We start from the raw sequence: 23,786 nt of genomic DNA, 5'->3' as shown, positions 1-23,786 counted from the left end.
TACTAAATTATTCTAAGATTGTTTATGGAATGCTTCATAGCATTTTAACCACTTTTCAAAGATATCCCACCTGAAACTATGGCCCCAGGATCCTATCTAGACATTAGATTGTAGAATCACCTCTTTCTGCGATTTAACTGACTAATAATAATTTAACCCCAACATAAATGCTGGGGTTAATTAAAATACATATTGTTATGGATGTTTTAGTAGAAATAGGGTTACTAATATTCTTAAAATGCGGCAAGTTTCCCCTATTTGGGGCCTGCTGTTTCCTTTAAAACTATCTGCGAGACGCACTCAACGTGGCTTTAATCTATAATTTATATATAAAAAGAATAGGACACTCCTTAGATATCCTACCCCAACCCTTTCCCACATTATTAATCAAGTGCACCATAAATGATAGATCGCAATCTCGGTTGGTGATAGCTTTCTAGGTTAGGTAACATTTGCTGCATATAGACAGATGAGATTTTTTCTTTTGGGTCAATAGACACCCATGTACCTAACAAACCTGACCAACCAAATTCTCCAACTGAACTATTCGCTCCCCCTAATGCCTGATCAACCATGACTCTTACACCTAAGCCATACCCGTATCCTGAGAGGTAGTCCCAATTATAGTTTTCTCGATTGTCTTGGCGAAGATGATCCGTTGCCATTAAATCGATTGTCTTTCGACCAATGATTCGCTCACCATCAAGAGTCCCGCCATTTGCCAGCATTTGAGCAAAGCGACTGTAATCATGAAGTGTAGACAGTAAACCACCGCCTCCACTCTCAAATTTCGCATCAGCTTGAATATTCCCATCCATTGTTGTGTTCTTTATAAAATCCCCTTGACCATCACGATTATAGAAGGAGCAAAGACGATCCTTTTTTGATTCCGGAATGCGGAAAAAGGTATCCTCCATCTTCAAAGGTTCAAAAATCTCTTCCTGTAAAAATTCCCCAAAGCTTTTACCAGTTAGAACCTCAATTAATGCACCTAGTACATCATGACTTAATCCATAATGCCATCTCGTTCCTGGATCAAAGGCTAATGGAAGGCTAGCTAAAGCCTGAGATAATTGACGCGTTGTCCTTCTTTCTCCTCTTTGGTCTATTTCCTTTAGAGCTCTTGCTACTTGCCGTTCGGTTTCATTCCCTTCTCCAGGATAGGTTAGCCCTGAAGTCATTGTAAATAAATCTTTTACTGTTATGGACCTTGATGCTTTAGTGGTATAGATTTCTCCTGACTCCGTTTCCCTATACACGAGTGGATTTTTGAATTCAGGCAAATATTCTTCTAGTGGATCATTAAGTAAAAACAGACCTTTCTCATATAACATGAGTGCTGCTGTACAAGTAACAACCTTTGTCATCGAATAAATACGGTAAATTGTATCGGATGTAATTTCCTTCTTTGTTTCGAGATCTGCATATCCGACATAATCCTCAAACAGTCTTTCTCCTTCACGATGTACCGCTAATGCACATCCAACAGGACCTCTTTCAACAAAGCTTCTCAAAAGAGACTGTAGCTTTTCTTGTAAATGATTCAATACCCTCACTCCTTGACTTTTCATGACAATAGTACAATTCTCTATTCACTAATGGAAATCCTTTATGATAAAATTCTGGCCAGCGCTTGAAACCCGCACCGCTAAAACTTTAGCGCACTGGTTTCCTACTGGATGTACTGGATCCTTAAATTAGTACTTCGGAAGATCTTTCAATAAAGTGAGTATTAATGCAAGTAAAAAAAAGGTTTAATGGAGGCTTAAATTGGAGAAATTAATCAAGTCCCTTCAGTAAAAAAAAGTCAACTTAATGAAAAAATGCAGGATTGCGAAAATGAAGATTATGCAATACATTTAGGAAATAAGTTAAAAGATGTGTTAGCTCTTAAGGAATTAACTCCACAAATTTTGCATTCATTAGTTGAGAAAATAACTTGTAGCCCTAATGGTGATGTCCATATTCACTATAGTTTTGTTAATCTGCTTCAAGAGAATTAAAAAGGCAAAGGCAACGCCCCATAAGGTTAGTTGCCTTCTTTTAAAATGAGTTGCGACACACACTCCACATGTGCGGTATGCGGAAACATATCAACAGGCTGCACATACTCCACACGATATAGTTTTGAAAGCTGTTCAATATCCTTAGCTAGCGTAGATGGATTACACGATACATAGACCATCTTTTTAGGTTTAACTTTAAGGACTGTTTGAAGTAATTTGTCATCACAGCCAGTACGTGGAGGGTCGACAACAATTACATCTGGACGCCAGCCTTCTTTTACCCATTTTGGAAGAAGGTGTTCTGCTTTACCTACTGCATAAGTTGCATTTTTAAAACCGTGGTTCTTGGCATTCTTTCTTGCGTCTTCAATAGCATCTGGTATTACTTCGATTCCTCGTATTTCTGCGGCTCCTTTTGCAAGCCATAGTCCGATTGTTCCTACACCGCAATAAGCATCAACGATTTTTTCTGTTCCAGTTAGTGCTGCGGCTTTTTTTACTTCGTCATATAATTTAATGGTTTGTTCTGGATTAAGCTGAAAGAATGCACGAGCAGATAGTTCAAACGAGAGATCTCCTAGTGTTTCTTGAATTACCTCGTTTCCGTGTAGGCGAATCGTTTCATCACCAAATATGAGGGAGGTTTTTTGCCCGTTAATATTTTGGATGATTGATTTCACTTCCGGTAATCTTTTTGTTATCTCTTCGATTAGCAATTGTTTACGAGGTATTTCTTTTTCTGCTGTAATTAAGACTAATTGAACCTCACCTGTTTGAATACCAACTCTTGTTACTATCGTTCTGACTAGTCCTTTTCGAGTCCGTTCATTATAGATTGAGATTTTAAAATCCTGTAGGATTGTCTTCACAGTTTGAGTTACCTTACTGGTTGCAGGATGCTGAATCATACAGTCTGCAATATCAATAAGTTTATGAGAGTTGAGACCATATAACCCCGCAATTACCTTCTGTTTTTCCTGTCCGACTTGGAACTGACTTTTATTTCGATAACTCCATGGATTTTCCATTCCAATTGTATCTTTAATATTGAGTTTTTCAATTGGCGTTTTACTGTATCGTTCAAAGGCTTGTATAACAATATCTCGTTTTTCTTTAAGTTGTTGTCTATAATCAAGATGCTGAAGCTGGCACCCGCCACATTGTTCATAGATGGGGCAAGGTGGCTTTACCCTGTGCTCAGATGGTTTTCTAATTTTTTTTATTTTACCCTCCGAAAACTTGGGTTGAACCTTGGTTGCTTCAACGACAACTTCTTCTCCTGGTAATGCACCCGGAACAAAGACGACCTGACGTTTAAAATACCCCACACCTTCTCCATTGATACCTAGTCTCTTTATCGTAAGGGGAAAGGTTTGGCCCACTTCAAGTTTTGCTTGGTTCTCTTTTTGTTGTTTCATCTATACACTCAACTTTCTTTATTCAATACTTCTCCATAGATATAAGGATGCGTAGCTTAAATACGGCTCCCACTTTTTACTTAAAAGCTCCATTTGTTCATAGGTTGGCTTTTTATCTATTTTATATAATTTTTTAATCGCATTTTGAATTCCGATATCGGCCATCGGAAAAAGATTTTGCCTACCTAAGGCAAATAACAGGAAATTCTGAGCTGTCCACTTGCCAATACCGCGGATTTTTACAAGAGCATCCATTACTTCGCTATCTGATTTTCGGGCTAACTCCCGGAGGTTTAATTCCCCTGAAGCTATTAGTTTTGATGTATCAATCACATATTCTGCTTTTCTTCCACTAAATTGAAGTTCACGAAGTTCTTCTATAGTAAGAGCTGCAACTTTTTCCGGTGTTGGATAGATCCATGTACCTTCTATCTCTTGTCCATATTTCTTCACAAAACGCGAAGTTAATGTATATGCAAACGACATATTTAATTGTTGATGAATAATGCATTTCATCAATGAAAAATAAGGATCAAAATCTAGTACTAATGGTGTTCCCCGATTTTCAATAAATATATTTTCTAAATCTGTTTGTAGAAAATGGTCTTGAATATCTACTAATGGAACGTCCCATTGAAAAATATGAGTAACACGACCTAAACAATATTCTTGAGAGTTATCCTTTTCACCTGACACAAAAAATGTAGGCTCGTCAATGGTTCCTGTTGACTTCACCGTCACAACAACAGGTTCCCCTTCATAATAAAAAGGAACATTTACACTACTTTCTTTTTGATTAATAGTTATAAGTGGATCTAATGATAACCGTTCAAGGACTCTGTCAAAATCATAAGGTGGCTGAATATCAACTTTTTTCTCCCACATGAAAAATCAATCCTTATACAATAGTTAGTACACATTATACCATTTGAGGATGATTTAAATCCCTTAATAGATTTATTAACGAATAAAAGCTACCAAATGAAAAAACCTTTGAACAATCGCTCAAAGGTATCTTACTTATTCAATATCAAGTAAAAGCTCTTCTTTAATTGACTTTTGCGCCATTAAATAATCTAGACTCCGGAATGTATATCCCTCTTCACGCAGGTCATCTATTGCTTTATCAAGCGCTTCTGCATTATCACTGGAAACGGTATGTAGAAGCAAAATTGCACCTGGGTGAATTTGTTTCATTATATTATTGTACGCATACTCCCACCCTTTTTGATTGTTAATATGCCAATCAACAAATGCAAGAGACCAAAATACATTTTGATACCCGAGCTCGTTTGATAGTGCTAACGTACGTTCACTAAAGATTCCTCGTGGTGGGCGAAGGTAGGATACGTCCTGACCAGTAAGGATTTTTGTTTCCTCTCTGACAGAGTCTAATTCCTTTTTTAAACGTTCATCACTCACTCTAGTTAAATCAGGATGATACCAAGAATGATTCCCAACTATATGACCCTCTTTTGCCATTCGCTTTACAAGTTCAGGCTGATCCTTTAAATAATGACCCGTTACAAAAAACGTTGCGGGAACTTTTTTATCTTTTAGTACGTCAAGCACCTTTTCTGTATATCCATTTTCATACCCATTATCGAATGTTAAATAAATATCCTTCTTTGTTGTATCACCGAGATAGAAGGCACCGTATTTTCCTAGAAGTTTATCATATTCCTCTCCAGCAGATGCGGGTTCATGATCTCTGCTTTTCTTAAAGCCCCAATGTATAGGTGTGTTGGAATATGCTGCTGCAGTTTGTGCACCTAGTAGTGAAAGGGAAACTGTTATGAGTAAAATTAAGCCGCAAACCCTTTTCAATGTAAAACCTCCCAAACTCCGTTTGTAGTAAGGTTAGTTTTTCCACAATTAGGGAGTCTATATTCAGGGAAGAGTTTTCCATATAACTTTCTAGTGAGGATTCCTTACAATTTTAATCATTATCATAGTCGTAATCATAGTCATTTGAGTCATCTGCATTTGAATTGTCGTCCTCTCGTTGATTATCATCGTCCTCATTTAATCGGTCAAGAATATCATCTTTATCGTAATGTGATGCTGACTGACCTCCCTTATTCCCCCACAATCTATTTAGAATACTTACAAATACCCACACAACTAAAATAACGCCACCTAACCATAATAGATCCCCCAACCTGCCACATCCCTTCACTTTGATACTTAAACTATATGAAGGAAAAACTAGGTCTTATGTATTAGATGAAAACTTTTTTCACTACTTTAGTATTATGTGCGATTAGTTTGTAAACTAAATTGGCGAAGGGATCTCAAGAAAAAAAGACCCGCTACTTTAATCGTAACGGGTCTGGAGACTTTATTAGAATACTCGCTCTTTGAATTGTTCAAGTTTTTCAAGGGATGATTTATCAACATCTTGATGTAGGCTATTTCCGTGTGAGTCCATTGTTACAACTGCAGTAAAGCCTTCAACTGATAGATGCCACATTGCTTCTGGAACACCAAATTGCATTAAGTCAACATCATCAACAGATTTAATACAATCAGCATAATATTGTGCGGCTCCACCGATCGCATTTAGATAAACACCGCCGTGCTCTTTCAATGCTGCAAGTGTTTTCGGTCCCATACCACCTTTTCCGATTACAGCACGAATGCCGAACTTCTTCATGATGTCCCCTTGGTAAGGCTCCTCACGAATACTTGTCGTTGGGCCAGCTGCTTTTACATGCCAGTTTCCTTCTTCATCCTTAAGCATAACTGGCCCACAGTGGTAAATAATTTGACCATTCAGATCAACAGGTGCATCATTTTCAGATAGATGTTTGTGAATCGCATCACGTCCAGTAAACATGCGTCCATTAATACGAACCACGTCACCTACTTTTAACTCACGAATTTGCTCTTCAGTGATAGGAGCTTGAAGAACAACCTCTTTCGATTCAGATTTTACTTCTTGTACTTCTTCTTGTTCCTTGGAGAAATCAATTTCTTCTCCTTCTTGGTATAACCATTCGTTGATGTCACCTGTTTCAGCATTTAGAGTGACACCCAAGCGGCGATATGCCCAACAGTTATAGGCAACTGAAACAAAGAAACTAGCAGGAATACGGTTCATAACTCCAACCTTACAACCAAGTAGAGTTGTTTCTCCACCGAAGCCCATCGTACCAATTCCAAGCTTATTTGCATTTTCCATTACATACTCTTCAAGCTTACGTAAATCTTCATTTGGATTTACATCTTCAACACTACGGAAAAGCTGTTCTTTGGCTAACTCGTAACCTGAAGTACGGTCTCCTCCAATGCCGACACCGATAAAACCTGCACTACAACCTTGTCCTTGAGCCTGATAAACAGAATGCATAACACACTTACGTATTCCATCTAAATCACGTCCCGCTCTACCAAGACCTTCTAATTCACATGGCAAGCTATACTGTATATTTTTATTTTCACAGCCGCCCCCCTTTAGGATCAGGCGAACATCAATATAATCTTTTTCCCATTGGTCAAATTTAATAACTGGAGTCCCTTCACCCAGGTTATCTCCACTATTTTCACCTGTAAGTGAGTCTACTGAATTTGGACGTAGCTTTCCTTCCTTCGTAGCCTCTGAAATTGCGTTTTTAATTGCCTCTTTAATTTTTAATTGATTTACACCAACTGGTGTCTTTACTTTAAATGTAGGAAGACCAGTATCTTGACAAATTGGTGATACATTTACATCTGCCATAGATATATTATTGGTGATTGTTGAAAGAGACATAGCAGCACGTGTACCAGCGCTCTCACTCGCTTTCGCACGAGCAACCGCTCTTCGTACATCCTTTGGAAGTCTTGTTGATGTCTCTACAATTAACTTGTACATACTCTGTTGTAGCTTATCCATCTGTATTCCCCTTTCCCAAAATCCCCTTGTTAGAAAAGCGCAAGCGCCTTGGTCTGCCCCGACAAGCGCTGGCCGACTAAAGTCGCCACGTCCTGCGGCAACGTCGGCACTAGCACATCCTGTGCGTCGAAACCCTGACGAGGAGGCTCGAAAAAAAGCAAAGCTTTTTTCCTGCGAGGATTATCCTCACGAAGCATTCCTTAGTGTTGCCGCCGCAGGAGGGGTGAAGCGACCTCTCGCTGCTTAAAAGCAAGCTTTTGCGCAAGATAATCGCAGAAGCCTCTTCAGAGTTGAAAACTGGCTAGGCGCTGGAGCTAGACATAACAAATTCTTTAAAAGATTTATCTGTAATTCACAATTTTCATTATACTCCTTGAACTTTACTTGCGAAAGAGATTTGCAAACGATTCCAGAAAATGATTTATTAAAAGGAAAACACATTTTTCTGGTGAATTCTAATTAGATAGGTAAAATTCATTCATGGAAGAGGCGTTAACATGACGGATATACAAGCAAAGATTGAAGAGCTCGAAAAAGAACTTTTGGAAAAGAAAAAAGAACTTGTTCAGTTACGAAAATCGTTACCTGAACGAAAAATAGAAAACTATTCATTTATTACGTCTACTAATGAGCAAGTGACCTTACTTGAGTTATTCGGGGAAAAGGATGAGTTGATTATTATTCATAATATGGGTAAAAGCTGCTCTTATTGTACAATGTGGGCAGATGGATTCAACGGGGTATATCACTATCTAATTGCGAAAGCCGGCTTCGCTGTTGCTTCTCCAGACACTCCTGAGGTACAGGAGAATTTTGCAGCAGAACGAAAATGGCAATTTCCAATGATATCTGTAAAAGAAAGTTCATTTACAAAGGACCTGGGTTTTATTAAAGAAAATAAATACTACTACCCCGGTGCTTCAACATTTCGAAAAGATGAGCACGGAAATATACTTATACACGCTCAAGCAACGTTTGGACCTGGTGACGATTACTGTGTTCCTTGGCATTTATTTGACCTACTTCCTTCAGGATCAGAAGATGTAAAAACTAAGAGAAAATTAAATGAGCATTCCCCATTCCAGCTTACAAACAATATTGCAGTTGGTGTTAGAAACTATGAGGAAGCATTATTATTTTACAAAACTGTTTTAGGCATGAAGGTTGAACAAACCTTTGATAACGAGACTAAGTTTTCTATTAGCGGATCAAATTTTTTCTTTGAGAAAAACGAAGAAAACTATGTATCCTTCGAATTCGCTGTGGATAAGATTGAAGAAGCAAAATCTATTCTATCTCAACATGGGTGTAAAATTACAAGAGAATATTCCTCAACTAGCATCATGATTCAAGATCCATTTGGACTGAAGTTTCATTTATATGAAAGTAAGTAAATTGGTTATTAAAAAAGCGCTTGGACATCCAAGCGCTTTTACATTATTTACTCATTTTTAAACTGATCATATTTGCCTTCAATATCATCCAGCATACTTATTAGGCGGTCAATATCATCAACGTCTGTTGATTCAGGGTCTAATGAATCAATTGTTTCTAAAAACATATTTAGACGGTCTTTTAAATACTTTAATTGTGAATCCTTATCATGAACTGCATTTTCCAAATTGCAACTTTCCTTTCAGTTGAATACTTTACGTTCGTTATTAGCTTATCCAAACAAGCCATGATTGACAACAACAAAAAACCAAATTAGATTTACCGACCTATTAAATCTAAAGAAAAATACGACAGAGCCCCTGTCGTATTTTATCTTGGTGTATCTGTTACAATGAACCCAAAGGATGCATGGTCTTGAACAGGTATCCATGCTCCTATACCTTGATGCGTTACATTTTTAACTACAATTAATTTTTTACTACCTTTCAATACTAAATAAACTTCACCATATGTAACCTTTCCTTTTTCATTAACCGCTGGTGCATATGAGTAAAGATAACCTAGTTTTTTAGGAGGAACATTATAAATTTGATCCTTTTTTGTGCCCCCACCAATTATAGTTGTAAATGAAAGTGGAAGCTTCGATTTCTGTGCAGCTTTGATTAACATCATTTTCTTAACATCATCTGCATCTTGAATTTCTGCCGTAAGTCCACCCTTTACAATCTTCTGCATCTCTTGTTTGTAATGAATCTTATATGGAGACTTTCCACCACGGTTATCATAATAGTTTGTATTGATCTTTTCATATTCCCAATTTGTACTAGTTTCAGACGATTCATAGCTTAACGGCCATTGTCCAAGATAAATCGTTGCTCGATACCCGAGTGCTAACGGAGTGGTTTGTATGGCTGATTCGTTAAGTAATCGAATCAAGTTTGGGTTCTCAATTGGAACATCTGCACTGTTGATCAGTTCTTGTGCAAGCTTACTTGGCTGGAGATACGGCAAATCCTGTGTGGGATTTGGATACGTATTGTCCTGCGAAATATCTAAAACAGAGCTAGGAATCTTTGCCTTAGCTTCTTCATCTTTCTTCTTATTGGTACCTTCTGCCATCACATTAGATGTCATTCCCACTAGCATGAAAACGATAGCAACTATAAAAAGAATATTTCGTTTCATAGACGGTACTCCTTTCGTTTACTTTGTGCATAGTTTTTTCGAAGTATCTATTTATTATCCACTCTTAAATTAGAAATATTTTACAGAAGGTAAATGCACAAGAACCGTTGATAAGGATTGATAAGGAAACCTCGATAAGATACCACCACATCCTGCGCAAATAAAAAAGCTAGTACAGAATTAATCCGTACTAGCTTTTATACCTTTTCCCATAAGGCGTTCAAAATAAGGGAAAAATAGTTGAATCAACGGTCCTATTGCTACTGTGCATAAAATTGTACCAATACCAATCGGGCCATTAAATAAGAAGGCTAAAATGAGACCTGTAAGTTCGGCCACTGTTTTTGCAACCCCTACTTTTAATTTAAACCTCGTGCTAATGGCGATCATTAGATTATCTAAAGGCGAAAGGGGGAACTTTGCTTGAAGATAGATTGCAATCCCAAGTGAAGCAACTACTAAACCTAAAAGAAATATAAGTAACTTCAGAATAAAGTCAGCCGGAGTTAATCCAACTAAAATAAATATCAACCAAAAATCAATAAAAAAACCAATTAGAATAATGGTTCCAATCGCTAAATAGGCTGGTTTTCTCTGAAGAAGAAATGCATTTAGCAACATAACCAACACTCCGACAATAATAACCCAGCTACCAACTGTAAGACCAAATGTTTTAGATAAACCAACATTTAGTGCATCCCAGGCACCTGCACCTATGTTTGCTTGAATCATTAAACTGATTCCTAACGATAAAATAAATAATCCTATAATAAAGAACAATAGTCGTCTTGTCATCACTTTTTATTTTATACTCCCTCTAGGTTTGAACCTTTAAAAATTGAATTATGATTGCGTTTATTATATCCGTGAAAAGGATATCATACGATTTTTTTACTTTTTTGTAAATAAAACTGAATATTTTTAATGTTAGGTAAATATGATGTAATATACCTTACTTAAAGGAGGGATAAAGAGAACCATACCTTTTACGGAGGGGGTATGCTATCGAAGTGCAGACCGAAGAGGACACCAATGAATGTTATCCCTGATTAAAAAATACTTAGGAACCTTGGTAATGGCTTGTCAGATGAAAAATTGGTATCGAAGTTGTTATGAAAGGTAAATGCAGAACGTAAAAAATAATACCAAACGACTCTGTGTGATTACACACAGAGTCGTTTTTTGTTTATTTACAATAGATAAAAACCAATTCCCATGATGGCATAAGCCGCTAATAAAGTACCACCTTCAAACCAGTTTGTTTCACCATCATTCGTTATAGAGATAGTAAGAAATACTGCAGTAATCATAGAAATTAACTCCGGCATCGTAAATACTAACGCCATTTTTGTATCAAAGAAGAGGGATATAAGTACGAGCAAAGGCGCTACAAACATGGCGATTTGCAGGGTTGAACCAATTGCAATTTCAACAGCTATATTCATTTTATTCTTATATGCCATGATAATTGCAGAAGCATGTTCTGCGGCATTACCAACAATTGCTACTATGATAATACCAATAAAGATTTCACTCCAACCGAAGGCTTCCGCAACAACTTCAAAAGTATGAACCAAGTTTTCTGATACATACCCCACAGCTACTGTGGCTAATGCCAAAATAGTTAGTGCCTTTCCCTTACTCCATTCTGGTTCCTCGTGTTCTTCTACTTGGTCCGATTCATGTTGATAAATACCTCTATGCGATACTAACTTAAAGAAAAGAGCCGCCAAATATAATAGGATTAAGATAATTGAGATACCGATACTTAAAGTAAAGGTTTCTGAATCAGTCATCTCCATCGAAAAAACTTCTGGAATAACAAATGCAAGAATGACAGAAAAAATCAACAATCCTGAATTATGTCTTGCATCATATACATTAAAAGATTGGCGTTTATATTTAACGCCACCAATTAAAAACGAAAGTCCTGCTACTAGTAATAAATTTCCTAATACTGAACCAGTCAGTGAAGCCAATACAACGGTAACAAGACCAGCTTTTAAAGCAAAAATGGATATAATCAGTTCAACCGCGTTGCCAAAAGTGGCATTCAATAGCCCGCCAATACGGGGACCTGCTACAATAGCAAGGCTTTCTGTCGCTCTTCCCATGTATCCAGCTAACGCAATAATTGTTAAACAGTAGATGACAAACATAAGTACAGAAGGCCAATGAAGAAGGCTGCCAATAACTGAGAGAGGTACCCCCACCGCAACCATAATAAAAAATATACGATTTACCATAAGTCACTTTCCCTTCTTTATTCTTCGATAATCTCAAACGTCTCGTTTATTTCGATACTTCCTTTGACGGATTGTGCCATTGAACAATTCTTGTGTGCAATTTCGATTGATTGTTGTACTTTATGGTCTGTTAGTTCTTTGCCTTTTATTATGTAATGTATTGATATTTTCTCAACACGATTAGCTTCTGCCTCATTTCGTTCAACCGCAGTCTTAATTGTAATATCTTCTACCTTCAATCTTTTTTTCTCAAGAATCTTTCGTAAAGTACCTCCACTACAAACCACTATAGAAGCTACTAATAATTGGTATGGCCGAAAACCATATTCTTCATCCCCCGCTACATGGAGTTGGCCATATTCTAAATCTGTGTAAAAACCTACTTCTTCTTTCATTTTAAAGATCACCGTAAACACCTCTACTTTTTATACATATTTAACCATATTTATCGCTAACTACAAAGAAAATTTTTCCACAAGAACTTTTTACAATATTTGATAAGCTTTTACATTTTCATCTTTCGTATATTTTTGTATGATTAGAAAGGAATTATTATGAAATCGGGGAAAAAAATAATGAAAATACGATTTTGGATTTTAGTGAGTATTGTAGCGATTTCTGGGTTCAGCCAAGGAATGCTTCTTCCGCTGATCGCTGTTATATTCGAGAACAGTGGCTTGTCCTCCACCTTAAATGGACTAAATGCAACAGCTCTTTATATTGGGATATTATTAATTTCACCTTTTATGGAGTATCCTTTACGAAAGTTTGGATATAAGCCTGTGATTATTTTTGGCGGATTATTGGTCGTGATTTCTCTTGCATTATTTCCATTATGGAAGTCCTTTTGGTTTTGGTTTGTTTTACGACTGTTAATCGGTATTGGTGACCACTCCTTACATTTCGGGACTCAGACGTGGATCACATCTTTTTCACCAGAAAATAAACGCGGAAGAAATATTGCTCTATACGGATTGTTTTTTGGGCTCGGTTTTGCAACCGGACCATTAATGACACCTTTAGTCACCATTAATGAGTCCCTACCGTTTCTGGTGTCTTCAGCCCTCTGTTTAATAGGTTGGGTCTTTCTATTTTTATTAAAAAATGAATACCCTGATCAAGAGCTTGGAGTTAATTCTTTTTCAGAAACCATTAAACGATTTTCGATGGCATGGAAGTATGGATGGGTTGCATTTTTACCACCACTTGCTTATGGTTTCCTAGAATCTTCGTTGAACGGAAGCTTTCCAGTCTATGGACTGCGAATTGACTTAAGTGTTTCCTATGTATCAATACTGTTAACTTCTTTTGCTATTGGAAGTATAGTTACCCAGCTGCCATTAGGTATTTTGAGTGACAAATTTGGCCGCAGAAATATCTTGATGGTTGTGTTATTTCTAGGCTTTTTAAGTTTTTCTACAGCAAGTTTCTTAGAAGAATCAGCTGTAGGACTTGCAATCTGTTTTACAGTTGCGGGGATGGTTGTAGGATCAACCTTTTCACTTGGAATTTCTTATATGACTGATTTAATGCCGAGAAACCTTCTTCCTACCGGTAACCTATTATGTGGTATCTTCTTTAGTATTGGTAGTTTGATTGGTCCTTTTGTAGGAGGTTTATTTATTCAGTTTTTCACAACGATAAGCTTCTTTACTATTATCGCTACTATCCTGCTGATTATCTTTTTAGTGATTACTGTCTTCGGCACAAGAACGTTAGACGCAGTGAAGGAATAAGATCTTATTTCTATATGAGGCTCCTGTTATACAACTATATACCGGGAGCTTCTATTTTTTTGCTTACCTAAAGAATGAAAGAAACTTACTGTGCCTAAGTTGTACATCATACTATTTTTGGCCTATTTTATAAAAATCCGTTGACCATTTTATTTTAACTGTTATATAATACATTAAAAGATAATACACTGTATTAAAACAGTTGTATAGGACGAAAAAAAACAAAGGAGATGGATGATATGAGTAGGCAAGAGCGCAAGAATATGGTGGAGTTTATTGAAAAGGTGAAAGGCTTTGATAAAACAGTTCTTATGTACATGACAGATGCAGATATCGAGCATATCTACAATACGACTTATTTCCATTTTGAAGAGATTGTTGAATAAATTAGGTTACAAGCCCACCATTTGATGGTGGGTTTTTACTTTTTTCAGAGGGAAACCTCCTGTCAATCTCCAACTCCATTCCTTATTTAAAATAATTTTAAAAAACTACTTTTTAACTATAGGTCGTTATGTTATAATTAATAATAATTATAAAGTAAAAATAACTAAAAGTAATTACTGCTTCTTAAAAAGAATGCAGTTTTCTTATTTTAACAGGTTATTGATTATGATTACTCTTCTCAACTAGAACTTTGATTGTGATTACCATTCTCATTTAAGATGTTTATTTTGATACTTTTTCTCAATTAGGATGTAATGGAGGCGAGAATTATGAATACAGAAGTAAAAACAGCACCAAAACAACAGGGTCTATTTAAAACACAACGTAAACCATATCCTTTTAAAGAGTTATTTAAGGTTCATGGTGAATTGATAGCGGCTATTACAAGTGGCGTGTTAATTGCAATTGGTTGGTTATTGAATCATTATGAACAGACTACACCTTCAATTGTGATTTATATTCTCGCATTTGTAATCGGAGGTTTTGCAAAGGCAAAAGAAGGTGTTCTAGATACGATTGAAGAGAAAGAGTTAAATGTTGAGATGCTTATGATTTTCGCAGCAATCGGATCTGCAATAATAGGATATTGGAATGAAGGTGCTATACTGATTTTCATTTTTGCACTAAGTGGCGCACTAGAAACTTATACGATGAACAAAAGTCATAAAGAGATCTCCTCTTTGATGGAATTACAACCTGAAGAAGCCACTCTTTTAGCATCAGGCATCGAAAAGGTCGTTCATGTTTCCACCTTAAAAATTGGCGACATTATTCTCGTTAAACCAGGCGAGAGAGTGCCTGCAGACGGTAGACTTGTTAAAGGTGAAACAAATATTGACCAGGCAGCCATTACCGGTGAATCCATTCCTGTACACAAAACAGTTGGTGATGAAGTATTTTCAGGTACCGTAAACCTCAGAGGCTCTATCTCGGTTGAAGTAACGAAACCTAACGATGACTCTCTATTCCAAAAGATTATTAAATTGGTTCAATCTGCACAAAGTGAAAAATCACCTTCACAGCAATTTATTGAAAAGTTTGAAGGTGCTTACGTAAAACTTGTATTGCTGGCAGTAGGTTTAATGATGTTCCTTCCCCATTTCCTACTAGGCTGGTCATGGACAGAAACCTTTTACAGAGCAATGATATTACTAGTTGTTGCTTCACCTTGTGCGTTAGTAGCATCCATAATGCCCGCTACTTTATCGGCCATCTCTAATGGTGCGAAGCGAGGAATATTAGTTAAAGGTGGCGTACATTTAGAACAATTAGGAAACTTGAAGGCGATAGCTTTCGATAAAACAGGTACTCTTACGATTGGGAAACCTGAAGTTACAGATGTGATTGTTGAAGAAGGAGTAAATGAAGACTATTTCCTACGTGTTGTTGCATCGATTGAAAATCAGTCAACACACCCGTTAGCTCAGTCAATTGTTTCTTACTCAAAAGATAAAGGACAGTCACTGATCTCTATTGAAGGAATCGAAGATATTCCAGGATTCGGAGTAAAAGCAATTGTGGATGAAGTCGTTTGGTATATTGGAAAGTCTGATTTTGTTGGTAAGAATGCTTCATTCTCATTTAATAATGGTATAGCTAAAAACCTCGCTGCCGAAGGAAAAACAATTGTATTTGTAAAACGGGACGATAAGATTGCCGGCATCCTTGCCCTAAAAGACATTGTACGCGATGATGCAGCAATAGCTGTTTCCGAATTAAAGAACTTAGGTATTTACACGGTTATGTTAACAGGTGATGGAGAAAAAACTGCCGAAGCGATTGCTGGCGAAAGTAAAGTGAACCAGTATATATCTGAGTGCTTACCAGAAACAAAAGTAAATTATATTAAAGATTTAAATTCGAGATTTGATACAGTCGCAATGGTTGGAGATGGTATTAATGACGCACCTGCACTCGCAACTGCAAGCGTTGGAATTGCAATGGGGCAAGGCACAGATGTAGCACTTGAAACAGCGGATGTTGTACTAATGAAAAATGACCTGCCACAAATTGCAGAAGCGGTTAAACTCTCAAAACGAATGAACCGCATCATTAAACAAAACATCGTCTTTTCAATCAGCGTCATCATGCTCTTAATACTCTCAAACTTTTTCCAAATCATCGACCTCCCATTCGGAGTCATCGGACACGAAGGAAGCACCATCCTCGTCATCCTAAATGGGCTGCGACTCCTGAAATCTTAATGGTGCCAGGCACCATAAAAAGACATTTGTCTTTCTGGAGAGGACACCTAGAAATAAGTAAGGACTTGGGCGACGATGATGGCCCAAGTCCCTTTTTTCTAATGGTAGCCGTTGCTGCCGTTAGCAGAACCGCTCGTTTTATGTTTTGGATGATTCTTTTTACCTTTTTGTTTTGTGCTACCGTCTTTTTTCGTATGTTTTGTCATGACGAAAGCCTCCTGAATGTATGAGATTGGGATACTAATTCCAATCCACATTAAGTGTTAAGACATATTCTGTCTTACAACACTATTATCTCTCCTATCTCTTTAATCCATGAAGGTAACTTACGGTAAATTACCTACCGTCTCTTACTCGGTGACAATTAAGAATTGCATTGATTTCTCCACCCAAAATAATGATCATTCCAGAAAGATAGAACCAAATCATTAGTACAATAATTGCCCCAAGGCTTCCGTAGGTAGTCGAATAATTACCAAAGCTGTTTACGTAGTAAGAAAAAGCAAGTGAAACAAACATCCATCCAAATGTAGCAAAAAAAGACCCTGATATGACCTCTTTTGGTTTTAGTCGTTTATTGGGAGCAATAAAATATAGGACTGTAAATACGATAAACAGAATTGTTGCACTGACTATCCATCGAATAGCGTTCCAAATATCAAGGAACTCATCGGACAACCCCATTGTTGAAAAGATAAAAATCCCAATTTGTTTTCCAAACACAGGTAGCAATAGTGCAACAATTATCACAATAATCATACCGAAAGTAAGTAAAATGGAAATTAGTCTTGCTACAAAGAAATTCCGACTTTCCTTCACATCATAAGCTCGATTAAATGCTCGTACAACAGCATTGATTCCATTTGAAGCTGACCAAATGGTACCAATAATACCAACCGATAAAAGGCCCTTATTCTGTGATCCAATAATAACACTTAGATTTTCATCCATCATTTCTACTGTCCCAGCTGGTGCATATTGACTAAGAAATTGAAAAACATCCACCTGAGTTATGGGAAGATAACCTACCAATGTTACTAAAAACAGTAAAAAAGGAAATAAGGATAGCAAGAAAAAATACGCTAGTTCAGCCGCTAATCCGCCAACCTCATCTTCCTTATATCGTAGTATTAGTTCCTTAATAAACCTCAAATCAAAAGTCTTTATTTGGGTCATTTTTTCACCTCTCTATATTATCCTCCCTAACTAAATCCGATTTATTAGTAGCAAATACGTCCTTTGTTTCTTTGACTAATTCAACAATTTCGGGTGTTGTCTCAGCAATTTCATTTACCTTTGTGGTTACGAAACGCACATCCTCTGCAACTTGCTCCACAGTTGTACGGACTGTGTTAAACTGGTCCTTTACAAGATCTGTGTACACCCCAGGGTTCTTCAAGATATCCACAGTCTTTTTCCCTACTCTTTTACTAGTATGTAGAAAAGACTCTCTTGTTTCCTTATCAAATAAAGATATAGCAGCACCAATTGCTGCACCTATTAACATACTCTTTACCATTTTGTTTTGGTTTGACATGAAAAGACACTCCTTTTAAGAAAGATGGTTCTCTTTTTTTATTACCTCAAGCAAATTATTACAACCACTGCGTACTAAGTCATATACTTCTTCAAAGTTCCCTGTGAAATAAGGATCCGGTACATCTGCAATTTGACTATCTGCTACAAAGTCAAGGAGTCTACCAATGAAGCCTGTTTTGTCATATCCGGCCATACGTCGAAGGTTTCCTAAATTCTCCGCATCCATTGCAATAATATAGTCAAAATTCTGGAGGTCTTGTTTTGTAACTTGACGGGCTTTTATCCCATCAAAAGAAACTTTGTTCTTTGTAAGGATAAGTTGTGTTCCTTCATGAGGTGGTTTACCTATATGCCAATTGCCAGTACCTGCTGAGTCAACCTGAATCTGGTCTTGAAGTCCTTCCTTTTCAACAAGATTACGAAATATTGCTTCAGCCATAGGTGAACGACATATATTGCCCAAACAAACAAATAGTACATGTATCATATGAGATTCTTCTTCCTTTCTTTTCTTAGGTGCAACATTGCATTTCTGTTATATTTTTCTTTGTTCTTCCATATTTAATAATAACAGAAATCGAAATGTAGGATTTATTCTTACTAAAACATGCTACAATAAGAATACACTGAAAAACGAAGGGATGAAAATATGGATCTTTCACAAAAGTCGGTAGAAAATGTGGAGTTTATGATAGAACGCATAAAAGAGAAGCTTAAAGTTTTAAACCTGGGAGCGATTAAGCCTTCACATTTTGATGAAGAAATGTATGAGGAATTAAAGGATATTTATGATTTAACGATGAGAAAAAACTCTTTTAGTCCTAACGAAATGCAAGCACTCGTTGAGGAACTTGGGAGCTTACGTAAAAATAAATAATGTGGATACATACCAAGTAAGTGGCGGTTGTCACTTGCTTTTTTTATTTTCTTTTTCTTGATGTCAGAGTCCTTTACTATGCAATATAGCCTTTGGCTATTACCACAAATACTGAATTTTGTGTGAATTTAAGTGTTTCCTATGCATATATGTATAAAGAGTGGTTATACAGCCTGTGTAAATTTAATTACATCGCGCATTTTTGTACTTATGGTTTTCTTACCACTAACCACCATCAAAAAGGGGGAATGCACATGGTAGGTCTTTGGCTAACCTTAATTGGATTTGTCTTCTTACTATTTTTAACAACCGGAATTTTCGTATACTTTCTAGGCACATCCCTTAACACCCACGACGCAAAAAAAGTCGACCCACTACCCAAAATCAAACAATAACCCAGCGCATGCACTATCCACATATCCACATTACTCACAATGGTGTTCAGCTTTAGCGCCTAGCCAGTTTTCCTACCTGAATAAGCTTCTTTGAGTATCTTGCGAAAAAGCTCTGCTTTTAAGCAGATCGAGACAAGCTTCACCCCTCCTACGGCGGCAACATTAAGGGATGCTTCGTGAGGATATCATCGCAGAAAAAATGCTTTAGCATTTTTTAGAGCCACCTTCGTCAGGGTTTCGACGCACAGGACGTGCTAGTGCCGGCGTTGCCACAGGACGTGGCGACACTAGCCGGCCAGCACTTCTCGTGGCTGAACAAGGCGCTTCAACATTTCGGCGTGTCAGGCACCAAAGAAATACATTTGTCCGCCTCAGGAGGACACTCATAAAAAAAGCCGCATTCTAAACAAAGAACGCGGCTTTTGTTTATTGCTTTTTCAAATGATATACGACTGATTCATATGGTCGGAGCTTCATCCCGTTTGTAATATCTGTTACTGAGTTACTATAGTTAGATATCAATAAATCACTAGTATGGCCATTAATATCTAATTCAGTTGGAATGTCAAACTGTGTTTCTTTACCATAGAAGTTGTTGATTACTAGTAACTTTTCATCATTCCAATTTCGGATATATACGAATAAATCAGGATGTTCTTCTAGTAAGAGTTGATAGTCACCATATGTGATGATATCGTACTCTTTGCGTAGTTTTATTAATTTCTGATAGTGGTAAAAAACTGAATTTTTGTCTTTCACTGCATTTTCAGCATTAATCGTTTTGTAGTTGGAAGCAACGTTTATCCAAGGTGTACCTTTTGTAAATCCAGCATGCTCACTTGCATCCCATTGAACTGGGGTACGCGAGTTATCTCGAGATTTACTTTTTAGAATCTCAATGATTTCTTCCTTACTCATTCCCTGCTCACGTTTTATTTCATACATATTTAAAGACTCTACATCACGATACTCAGAGATATCTTCAAATTTCGGGTTTGTCATGCCTATTTCTTCGCCCTGATAAATATAGGGTGTGCCTTGCATCATATGGATTGTAGTCGCGAGCATCTTAGCAGACTCAGTTAAATAAGTATCGTCGTTACCGTACCTAGAAACAATACGAGGTTGGTCATGATTACACCAAAACAGTGCATTCCAGCCGCCACCCTTATTCATCTCTTCCTGCCAAGTTGATAGAATGCGTTTTAAAGCAAGAAAATCAAAGTCTGCTACTGACCATTTCTCACCATTTGGATAATCAACCTTTAAGTGATGGAAGTTAAACGTCATGCTTAGTTCATGGCGGTCCGGATTTGTATATTTAACGCAATGATCAATCGTAGTAGATGACATCTCTCCAACAGTCATACTATCGTATTTTGAAAATACCTCACGATTCATTTCCTGCATAAATTCATGGACTCTTGGTCCATCAGTGTAAAATTTGCGGCCGTCTCCTGGCGGCACTGAACCATCATCATCAGGGAAGCGCTGATCTTTAGAAATAAGGTTTATAACATCTAAGCGGAAACCATCTACTCCCTTTTCAAACCAAAACGTCATCATATCATAGACTTTTTTCCGGACCTGTTCATTTTCCCAGTTCAAATCTGCTTGCGTTACATCAAAAAGGTGTAAATAATATTGACCTGTTTGTTCATCATACTGCCAGGCATTCCCACCAAATTTAGATTCCCAGTTTGTAGGCTCATGGCCATCCTTTCCGTCTTTCCAGATATAAAAATCACGATATGCGTTATCCTTCGATTGTCTTGACTCAATAAACCACTGATTTTCTGTAGACGTATGGTTCACAACGATATCCATAATTAACTTAATACCCCGAGTATGTGCTTCTTTTAATAGACGGTCAAAGTCTTCCATCGTTCCGTACTCTTCGTGTATAGCAAAATAATCACTAATATCATATCCATTATCTTTTTGAGGAGATTTGTAAATTGGCGTTAACCAAATTACATCTATTCCTAAGGTCTTTAAATAATCTAGCTTCTCAATTATTCCCTGAATGTCTCCGACACCGTTCCCAGTTGTATCATTGAAACTTTTTGGATAAATTTGATACACAACTGATTTTTTCCACCATGGTTCTTTCATTACCGACACCACCAATTATTATGATCATATGTAATAAAGCATTATCTTTACGTATCTAACTCCCAAATAGTATTTGTTAAACATTACTATCTTATGAAGCATTCAACTAGTAGTTTAACTTGTATATACAAGTTAGTCAAAACATAACCATATCTATCAGCTTAAGTGTCTTTCTAGGGTGGACAAATGTATTTCTATGGTACCTGACACCATAGAAATACACGCTACAAAAAAGAACTGTCCTCTAAAGTCATTTCTGGAATGGTTTTAGAGGACAGTTCCCTGGGTCTACGGATTATAGGTGTTTTTCGTACATATTGCATTCGTGGACACGCTGGTACTTCGCCTTTATTTCTTCCTGTTGGTCTCCTGTGTAATGAGCAAAGGTATAAATTGGTTTTAGGTCTGGTAGCTTACTTTCAACTATTTCTTCATGTTCTTTCCCTTCAAGATAAACATGTAAATACGATTTCCCCTTCGAAAATCCATGTTTCTCATACCAGTCATTTACCCATTTGTCATCTCGGGTCCATGCTTCTAACCGGTGAACGCCTTGTTTATGCAGACGTTGCTCAGCCTCTTTTAACAACGAAGCTGCAATTCCTGACCGTTGATAATCAGGATGTATCGCGATATGCCAGATCATCCCGCTCCGAGTTTCTGAGTTTGAACAAACTTGTCCTGGATTGTCTTCAACTTCAATATCTAGAATTCCAACAATTAGATTATCAATTTCTGCCACTAATTCAATAGCCGGGTATTCATATTTTTCTTTTTTCTGTAACACATTATCATGATAGGCCGTGTTAAGAAATGCTAGCACTCTACATCTAATCCACCCATTTTCATCCTTCTCCTGATAGTCCCTTATCCTCATGCACACTCTCCTTTAATAGAACATCCCTTAACACAACAGCATGATTATTCTCTCTATCTTTTGCTGCATATAATAAGGTTATCTTTTCATTCCTCAAAATTTGCAAAAGCTCGTTTACCTTTTCTAACTTCTCCACGTCTTTATGCAATTCCTCTATGTATTGAATCCTAAATTCATCGAACAGTTCAGGTTTATGATTAAATTGCTTCCTTAGTTCCGTACTAGGCGCAACATCCTTCATCCAAATATCCAGGTTAGCATTTTGTTTAGAAATTCCTCTCGGCCATAACCGGTCAACTAATATCCTTTTTCCATCTTCAATTGATATAGGCTCATAGATTCGTTTTATTTCAATTATTGATTGCACGAAAATCCTCCTTAAATCACGGTGTCTTCATATTTTTTTAAGACGTCACAAATACGTCGATCACTATCCTTTTAACCTTATATAATAGAAAAGGTCAAAACCTAAATCCGTTTTGACCTAAATAGCATTTATTATTTTGTATACTTAGTATCATATAACATTCCCATTGCTCTTAAAAAGTCCGCTTCGTCAAATTCCTTTGCTTTCCGCAATAAGAGCTTAGCTTTCTTTAGACCAACCTCTTTCACGAGTTGTTCAAGCTCATCATCAATACCAGTTGGATTAGCATAGTATATTTCTTCTGACAACTCAGATGCCGGAACATCTAATACAGTTGATATACGTAGAAGCGTTTGAATGTCTGGAGCTTTAGCACCCTTTTCATATTTTTCGATTGTACCAGAACCAACTCTAACATTAAGGGCAAGCTCTTGTACGGTCATATTCTTTTGTTCACGAACCATTTTAAGGTTTTCTCCAAAGCGATTCATGACCCAACACCTCCATAGCAGCATAATACCTCTACTTTTAGCATATCAGTTCTACTACCTTAGGATGTTATATGTTCATGAACATTCTGTGAGAATTACATTTCGTCTTTCAGTCAGTTCAATGGGATACCTGTATTATTTAAATTTATTGTGTAGTTGCATTTGATAATCTTTAAAAACACTAGAGTGCGTCGATTTTCTACTATTTAGCACTTTGTTTAAACGGAACTGCTTCTCATTAAGTTTACCTAGTAGAACTGCCCTCTGCGCTTCATCCTGACAATTATCCAGCAGATTCTCTATTGTAAGTAGTTCTCTTTTTAATTCGGTTTCTTCATTTAACATTCCGGCATTTTTCATAACCTTGTAAGCCATGCGCAGTTCTTCAGGTATTCCAGATAAATCATCCAGCTTCAAAGGCTTACCATAACCGGGTAGGTTTTTAAATTCCCCATCATCTAAAGCTTTGCGAATCTTATCTTCTACGATTTTTGAAAAATCCATCCTTCAGCCCTCCTTAATTGGGGTGCATAAAAACAACTTCTCATACTTATATTTTACATTTTTTTCAAGAGGTTTGCCATCTATTAGAATTACCATTTTCATAATTC

The 23,786-nt window shown here is 37.0% G+C and carries 25 protein-coding genes; 6 read left to right on the top strand and 19 right to left on the bottom strand.

Annotated features, from left to right (window positions below):
• Nucleotides 1–383 precede the first annotated feature (383 nt).
• Nucleotides 384–1,547 carry a serine hydrolase domain-containing protein gene (locus AB3M96_RS07730; RefSeq protein WP_412967009.1) on the bottom strand — a complete coding sequence of 388 codons (1,164 nt, stop codon included), beginning with the start codon at nucleotides 1,545–1,547 and terminating at the stop codon, nucleotides 384–386.
• A gap of 276 nt (nucleotides 1,548–1,823) precedes the next feature.
• Here AB3M96_RS07730 and AB3M96_RS07725 point away from each other — a divergent pair, with 276 nt between their 5' ends.
• A complete protein-coding gene (locus tag AB3M96_RS07725; protein ID WP_412967008.1) occupies nucleotides 1,824–2,003 on the top strand; it encodes a hypothetical protein in 180 nt (59 codons plus the stop codon).
• 26 nt (nucleotides 2,004–2,029) lie between these two features.
• Here AB3M96_RS07725 and rlmD read toward each other — a convergent pair whose 3' ends face one another.
• The 5 genes from rlmD to AB3M96_RS07700 all read right to left on the bottom strand — a co-directional run bounded on the left by rlmD (nucleotide 2,030) and on the right by AB3M96_RS07700 (nucleotide 7,301).
• Nucleotides 2,030–3,424, bottom strand: coding sequence for a 23S rRNA (uracil(1939)-C(5))-methyltransferase RlmD (gene rlmD / locus AB3M96_RS07720; RefSeq protein WP_412967007.1), 1,395 nt, complete (start codon nucleotides 3,422–3,424; stop codon nucleotides 2,030–2,032).
• An 18-nt stretch (nucleotides 3,425–3,442) separates the two neighbouring features.
• Entirely contained in the window at nucleotides 3,443–4,309 is an 867-nt protein-coding gene (locus tag AB3M96_RS07715; protein WP_412967006.1) for a DNA-3-methyladenine glycosylase family protein, read from the bottom strand.
• A 135-nt stretch (nucleotides 4,310–4,444) separates the two neighbouring features.
• Nucleotides 4,445–5,230, bottom strand: coding sequence for a delta-lactam-biosynthetic de-N-acetylase (pdaA, locus tag AB3M96_RS07710; RefSeq protein WP_412967152.1), 786 nt, complete (start codon nucleotides 5,228–5,230; stop codon nucleotides 4,445–4,447).
• A gap of 133 nt (nucleotides 5,231–5,363) precedes the next feature.
• A complete protein-coding gene (locus AB3M96_RS07705; RefSeq protein ID WP_412967005.1) occupies nucleotides 5,364–5,585 on the bottom strand; it encodes a hypothetical protein in 222 nt (73 codons plus the stop codon).
• 183 nt (nucleotides 5,586–5,768) lie between these two features.
• A complete protein-coding gene (locus AB3M96_RS07700) occupies nucleotides 5,769–7,301 on the bottom strand; it encodes a fumarate hydratase (protein ID WP_412967004.1) in 1,533 nt (510 codons plus the stop codon).
• Between the two features lie 497 nt (nucleotides 7,302–7,798).
• Between AB3M96_RS07700 and AB3M96_RS07695 the strand changes: the two genes are divergently transcribed.
• Nucleotides 7,799–8,695 (top strand): DUF899 family protein, encoded by an 897-nt coding sequence (locus tag AB3M96_RS07695; protein WP_412967003.1) that lies wholly within the window; start codon nucleotides 7,799–7,801, stop codon nucleotides 8,693–8,695.
• A gap of 47 nt (nucleotides 8,696–8,742) precedes the next feature.
• Here the strand turns inward: AB3M96_RS07695 and AB3M96_RS07690 are convergent, their stop codons facing one another.
• From AB3M96_RS07690 to AB3M96_RS07670, 5 genes are all read right to left on the bottom strand, one after another.
• Nucleotides 8,743–8,922, bottom strand: coding sequence for an SE1561 family protein (locus AB3M96_RS07690; protein ID WP_412967002.1), 180 nt, complete (start codon nucleotides 8,920–8,922; stop codon nucleotides 8,743–8,745).
• A 143-nt stretch (nucleotides 8,923–9,065) separates the two neighbouring features.
• A complete protein-coding gene (locus AB3M96_RS07685) occupies nucleotides 9,066–9,881 on the bottom strand; it encodes a YfkD famly protein (protein ID WP_412967001.1) in 816 nt (271 codons plus the stop codon).
• Between the two features lie 180 nt (nucleotides 9,882–10,061).
• Nucleotides 10,062–10,676, bottom strand: a complete 615-nt coding sequence (locus AB3M96_RS07680; RefSeq protein ID WP_412967000.1) for a YczE/YyaS/YitT family protein — start codon at nucleotides 10,674–10,676, stop codon at nucleotides 10,062–10,064.
• Between the two features lie 395 nt (nucleotides 10,677–11,071).
• A complete protein-coding gene (cax, locus tag AB3M96_RS07675; protein WP_412966999.1) occupies nucleotides 11,072–12,127 on the bottom strand; it encodes a calcium/proton exchanger in 1,056 nt (351 codons plus the stop codon).
• A 17-nt stretch (nucleotides 12,128–12,144) separates the two neighbouring features.
• A complete protein-coding gene (locus tag AB3M96_RS07670) occupies nucleotides 12,145–12,534 on the bottom strand; it encodes an OsmC family protein (protein ID WP_412966998.1) in 390 nt (129 codons plus the stop codon).
• Nucleotides 12,535–12,702: 168 nt separating this feature from the next.
• On the opposite strand from AB3M96_RS07670, the gene AB3M96_RS07665 reads away from it, so the two are divergent.
• The 3 genes from AB3M96_RS07665 to AB3M96_RS07655 all read left to right on the top strand — a co-directional run bounded on the left by AB3M96_RS07665 (nucleotide 12,703) and on the right by AB3M96_RS07655 (nucleotide 16,514).
• Nucleotides 12,703–13,863, top strand: a complete 1,161-nt coding sequence (locus AB3M96_RS07665; RefSeq protein ID WP_412966997.1) for an MFS transporter — start codon at nucleotides 12,703–12,705, stop codon at nucleotides 13,861–13,863.
• A gap of 239 nt (nucleotides 13,864–14,102) precedes the next feature.
• Nucleotides 14,103–14,249, top strand: a complete 147-nt coding sequence (locus AB3M96_RS07660; RefSeq protein WP_412966996.1) for a BH0509 family protein — start codon at nucleotides 14,103–14,105, stop codon at nucleotides 14,247–14,249.
• A 330-nt stretch (nucleotides 14,250–14,579) separates the two neighbouring features.
• Nucleotides 14,580–16,514: a heavy metal translocating P-type ATPase gene (locus tag AB3M96_RS07655; protein ID WP_412966995.1), complete on the top strand. Its 1,935-nt coding sequence runs from the start codon at nucleotides 14,580–14,582 to the stop codon at nucleotides 16,512–16,514.
• A 336-nt stretch (nucleotides 16,515–16,850) separates the two neighbouring features.
• Here the strand turns inward: AB3M96_RS07655 and AB3M96_RS07650 are convergent, their stop codons facing one another.
• From AB3M96_RS07650 to AB3M96_RS07640, 3 genes are read right to left on the bottom strand one after another with little or no spacing between them, the layout of a single operon-like run.
• A complete protein-coding gene (locus AB3M96_RS07650; RefSeq protein ID WP_412966994.1) occupies nucleotides 16,851–17,690 on the bottom strand; it encodes a YihY/virulence factor BrkB family protein in 840 nt (279 codons plus the stop codon).
• A gap of 4 nt (nucleotides 17,691–17,694) precedes the next feature.
• Nucleotides 17,695–18,051 carry a YtxH domain-containing protein gene (locus AB3M96_RS07645; RefSeq protein ID WP_412966993.1) on the bottom strand — a complete coding sequence of 119 codons (357 nt, stop codon included), beginning with the start codon at nucleotides 18,049–18,051 and terminating at the stop codon, nucleotides 17,695–17,697.
• A 15-nt stretch (nucleotides 18,052–18,066) separates the two neighbouring features.
• Nucleotides 18,067–18,540, bottom strand: a complete 474-nt coding sequence (locus AB3M96_RS07640) for a low molecular weight protein-tyrosine-phosphatase (RefSeq protein ID WP_412966992.1) — start codon at nucleotides 18,538–18,540, stop codon at nucleotides 18,067–18,069.
• Nucleotides 18,541–18,702: 162 nt separating this feature from the next.
• On the opposite strand from AB3M96_RS07640, the gene AB3M96_RS07635 reads away from it, so the two are divergent.
• Nucleotides 18,703–18,930, top strand: coding sequence for a DUF1128 domain-containing protein (locus AB3M96_RS07635; RefSeq protein ID WP_412966991.1), 228 nt, complete (start codon nucleotides 18,703–18,705; stop codon nucleotides 18,928–18,930).
• A gap of 821 nt (nucleotides 18,931–19,751) precedes the next feature.
• Here AB3M96_RS07635 and treC read toward each other — a convergent pair.
• The 5 genes from treC to AB3M96_RS07610 form a co-directional block, all read right to left on the bottom strand.
• On the bottom strand, nucleotides 19,752–21,440 hold the full coding sequence (gene treC, locus AB3M96_RS07630) for an alpha,alpha-phosphotrehalase (RefSeq protein ID WP_412966990.1): 1,689 nt from the start codon (nucleotides 21,438–21,440) through the stop codon (nucleotides 19,752–19,754).
• A gap of 295 nt (nucleotides 21,441–21,735) precedes the next feature.
• Entirely contained in the window at nucleotides 21,736–22,317 is a 582-nt protein-coding gene (locus AB3M96_RS07625) for a GNAT family N-acetyltransferase (RefSeq protein ID WP_412966989.1), read from the bottom strand.
• A complete protein-coding gene (locus tag AB3M96_RS07620; protein ID WP_412966988.1) occupies nucleotides 22,286–22,684 on the bottom strand; it encodes a DUF488 domain-containing protein in 399 nt (132 codons plus the stop codon). Before AB3M96_RS07620 ends, AB3M96_RS07625 begins: the two co-directional genes overlap by 32 nt.
• A gap of 131 nt (nucleotides 22,685–22,815) precedes the next feature.
• On the bottom strand, nucleotides 22,816–23,175 hold the full coding sequence (locus AB3M96_RS07615) for a helix-turn-helix domain-containing protein (RefSeq protein ID WP_412966987.1): 360 nt from the start codon (nucleotides 23,173–23,175) through the stop codon (nucleotides 22,816–22,818).
• A gap of 135 nt (nucleotides 23,176–23,310) precedes the next feature.
• Entirely contained in the window at nucleotides 23,311–23,679 is a 369-nt protein-coding gene (locus AB3M96_RS07610; protein WP_412966986.1) for a DnaJ family domain-containing protein, read from the bottom strand.
• Nucleotides 23,680–23,786 lie beyond the last annotated feature (107 nt).

It is taken from the genome of Ferdinandcohnia jepli (assembly GCF_047246645.1).
Lineage (GTDB): Bacteria > Bacillota > Bacilli > Bacillales > Bacillaceae_L > Ferdinandcohnia.
This window is presented reverse-complemented; position numbering and strand designations above follow the sequence as displayed.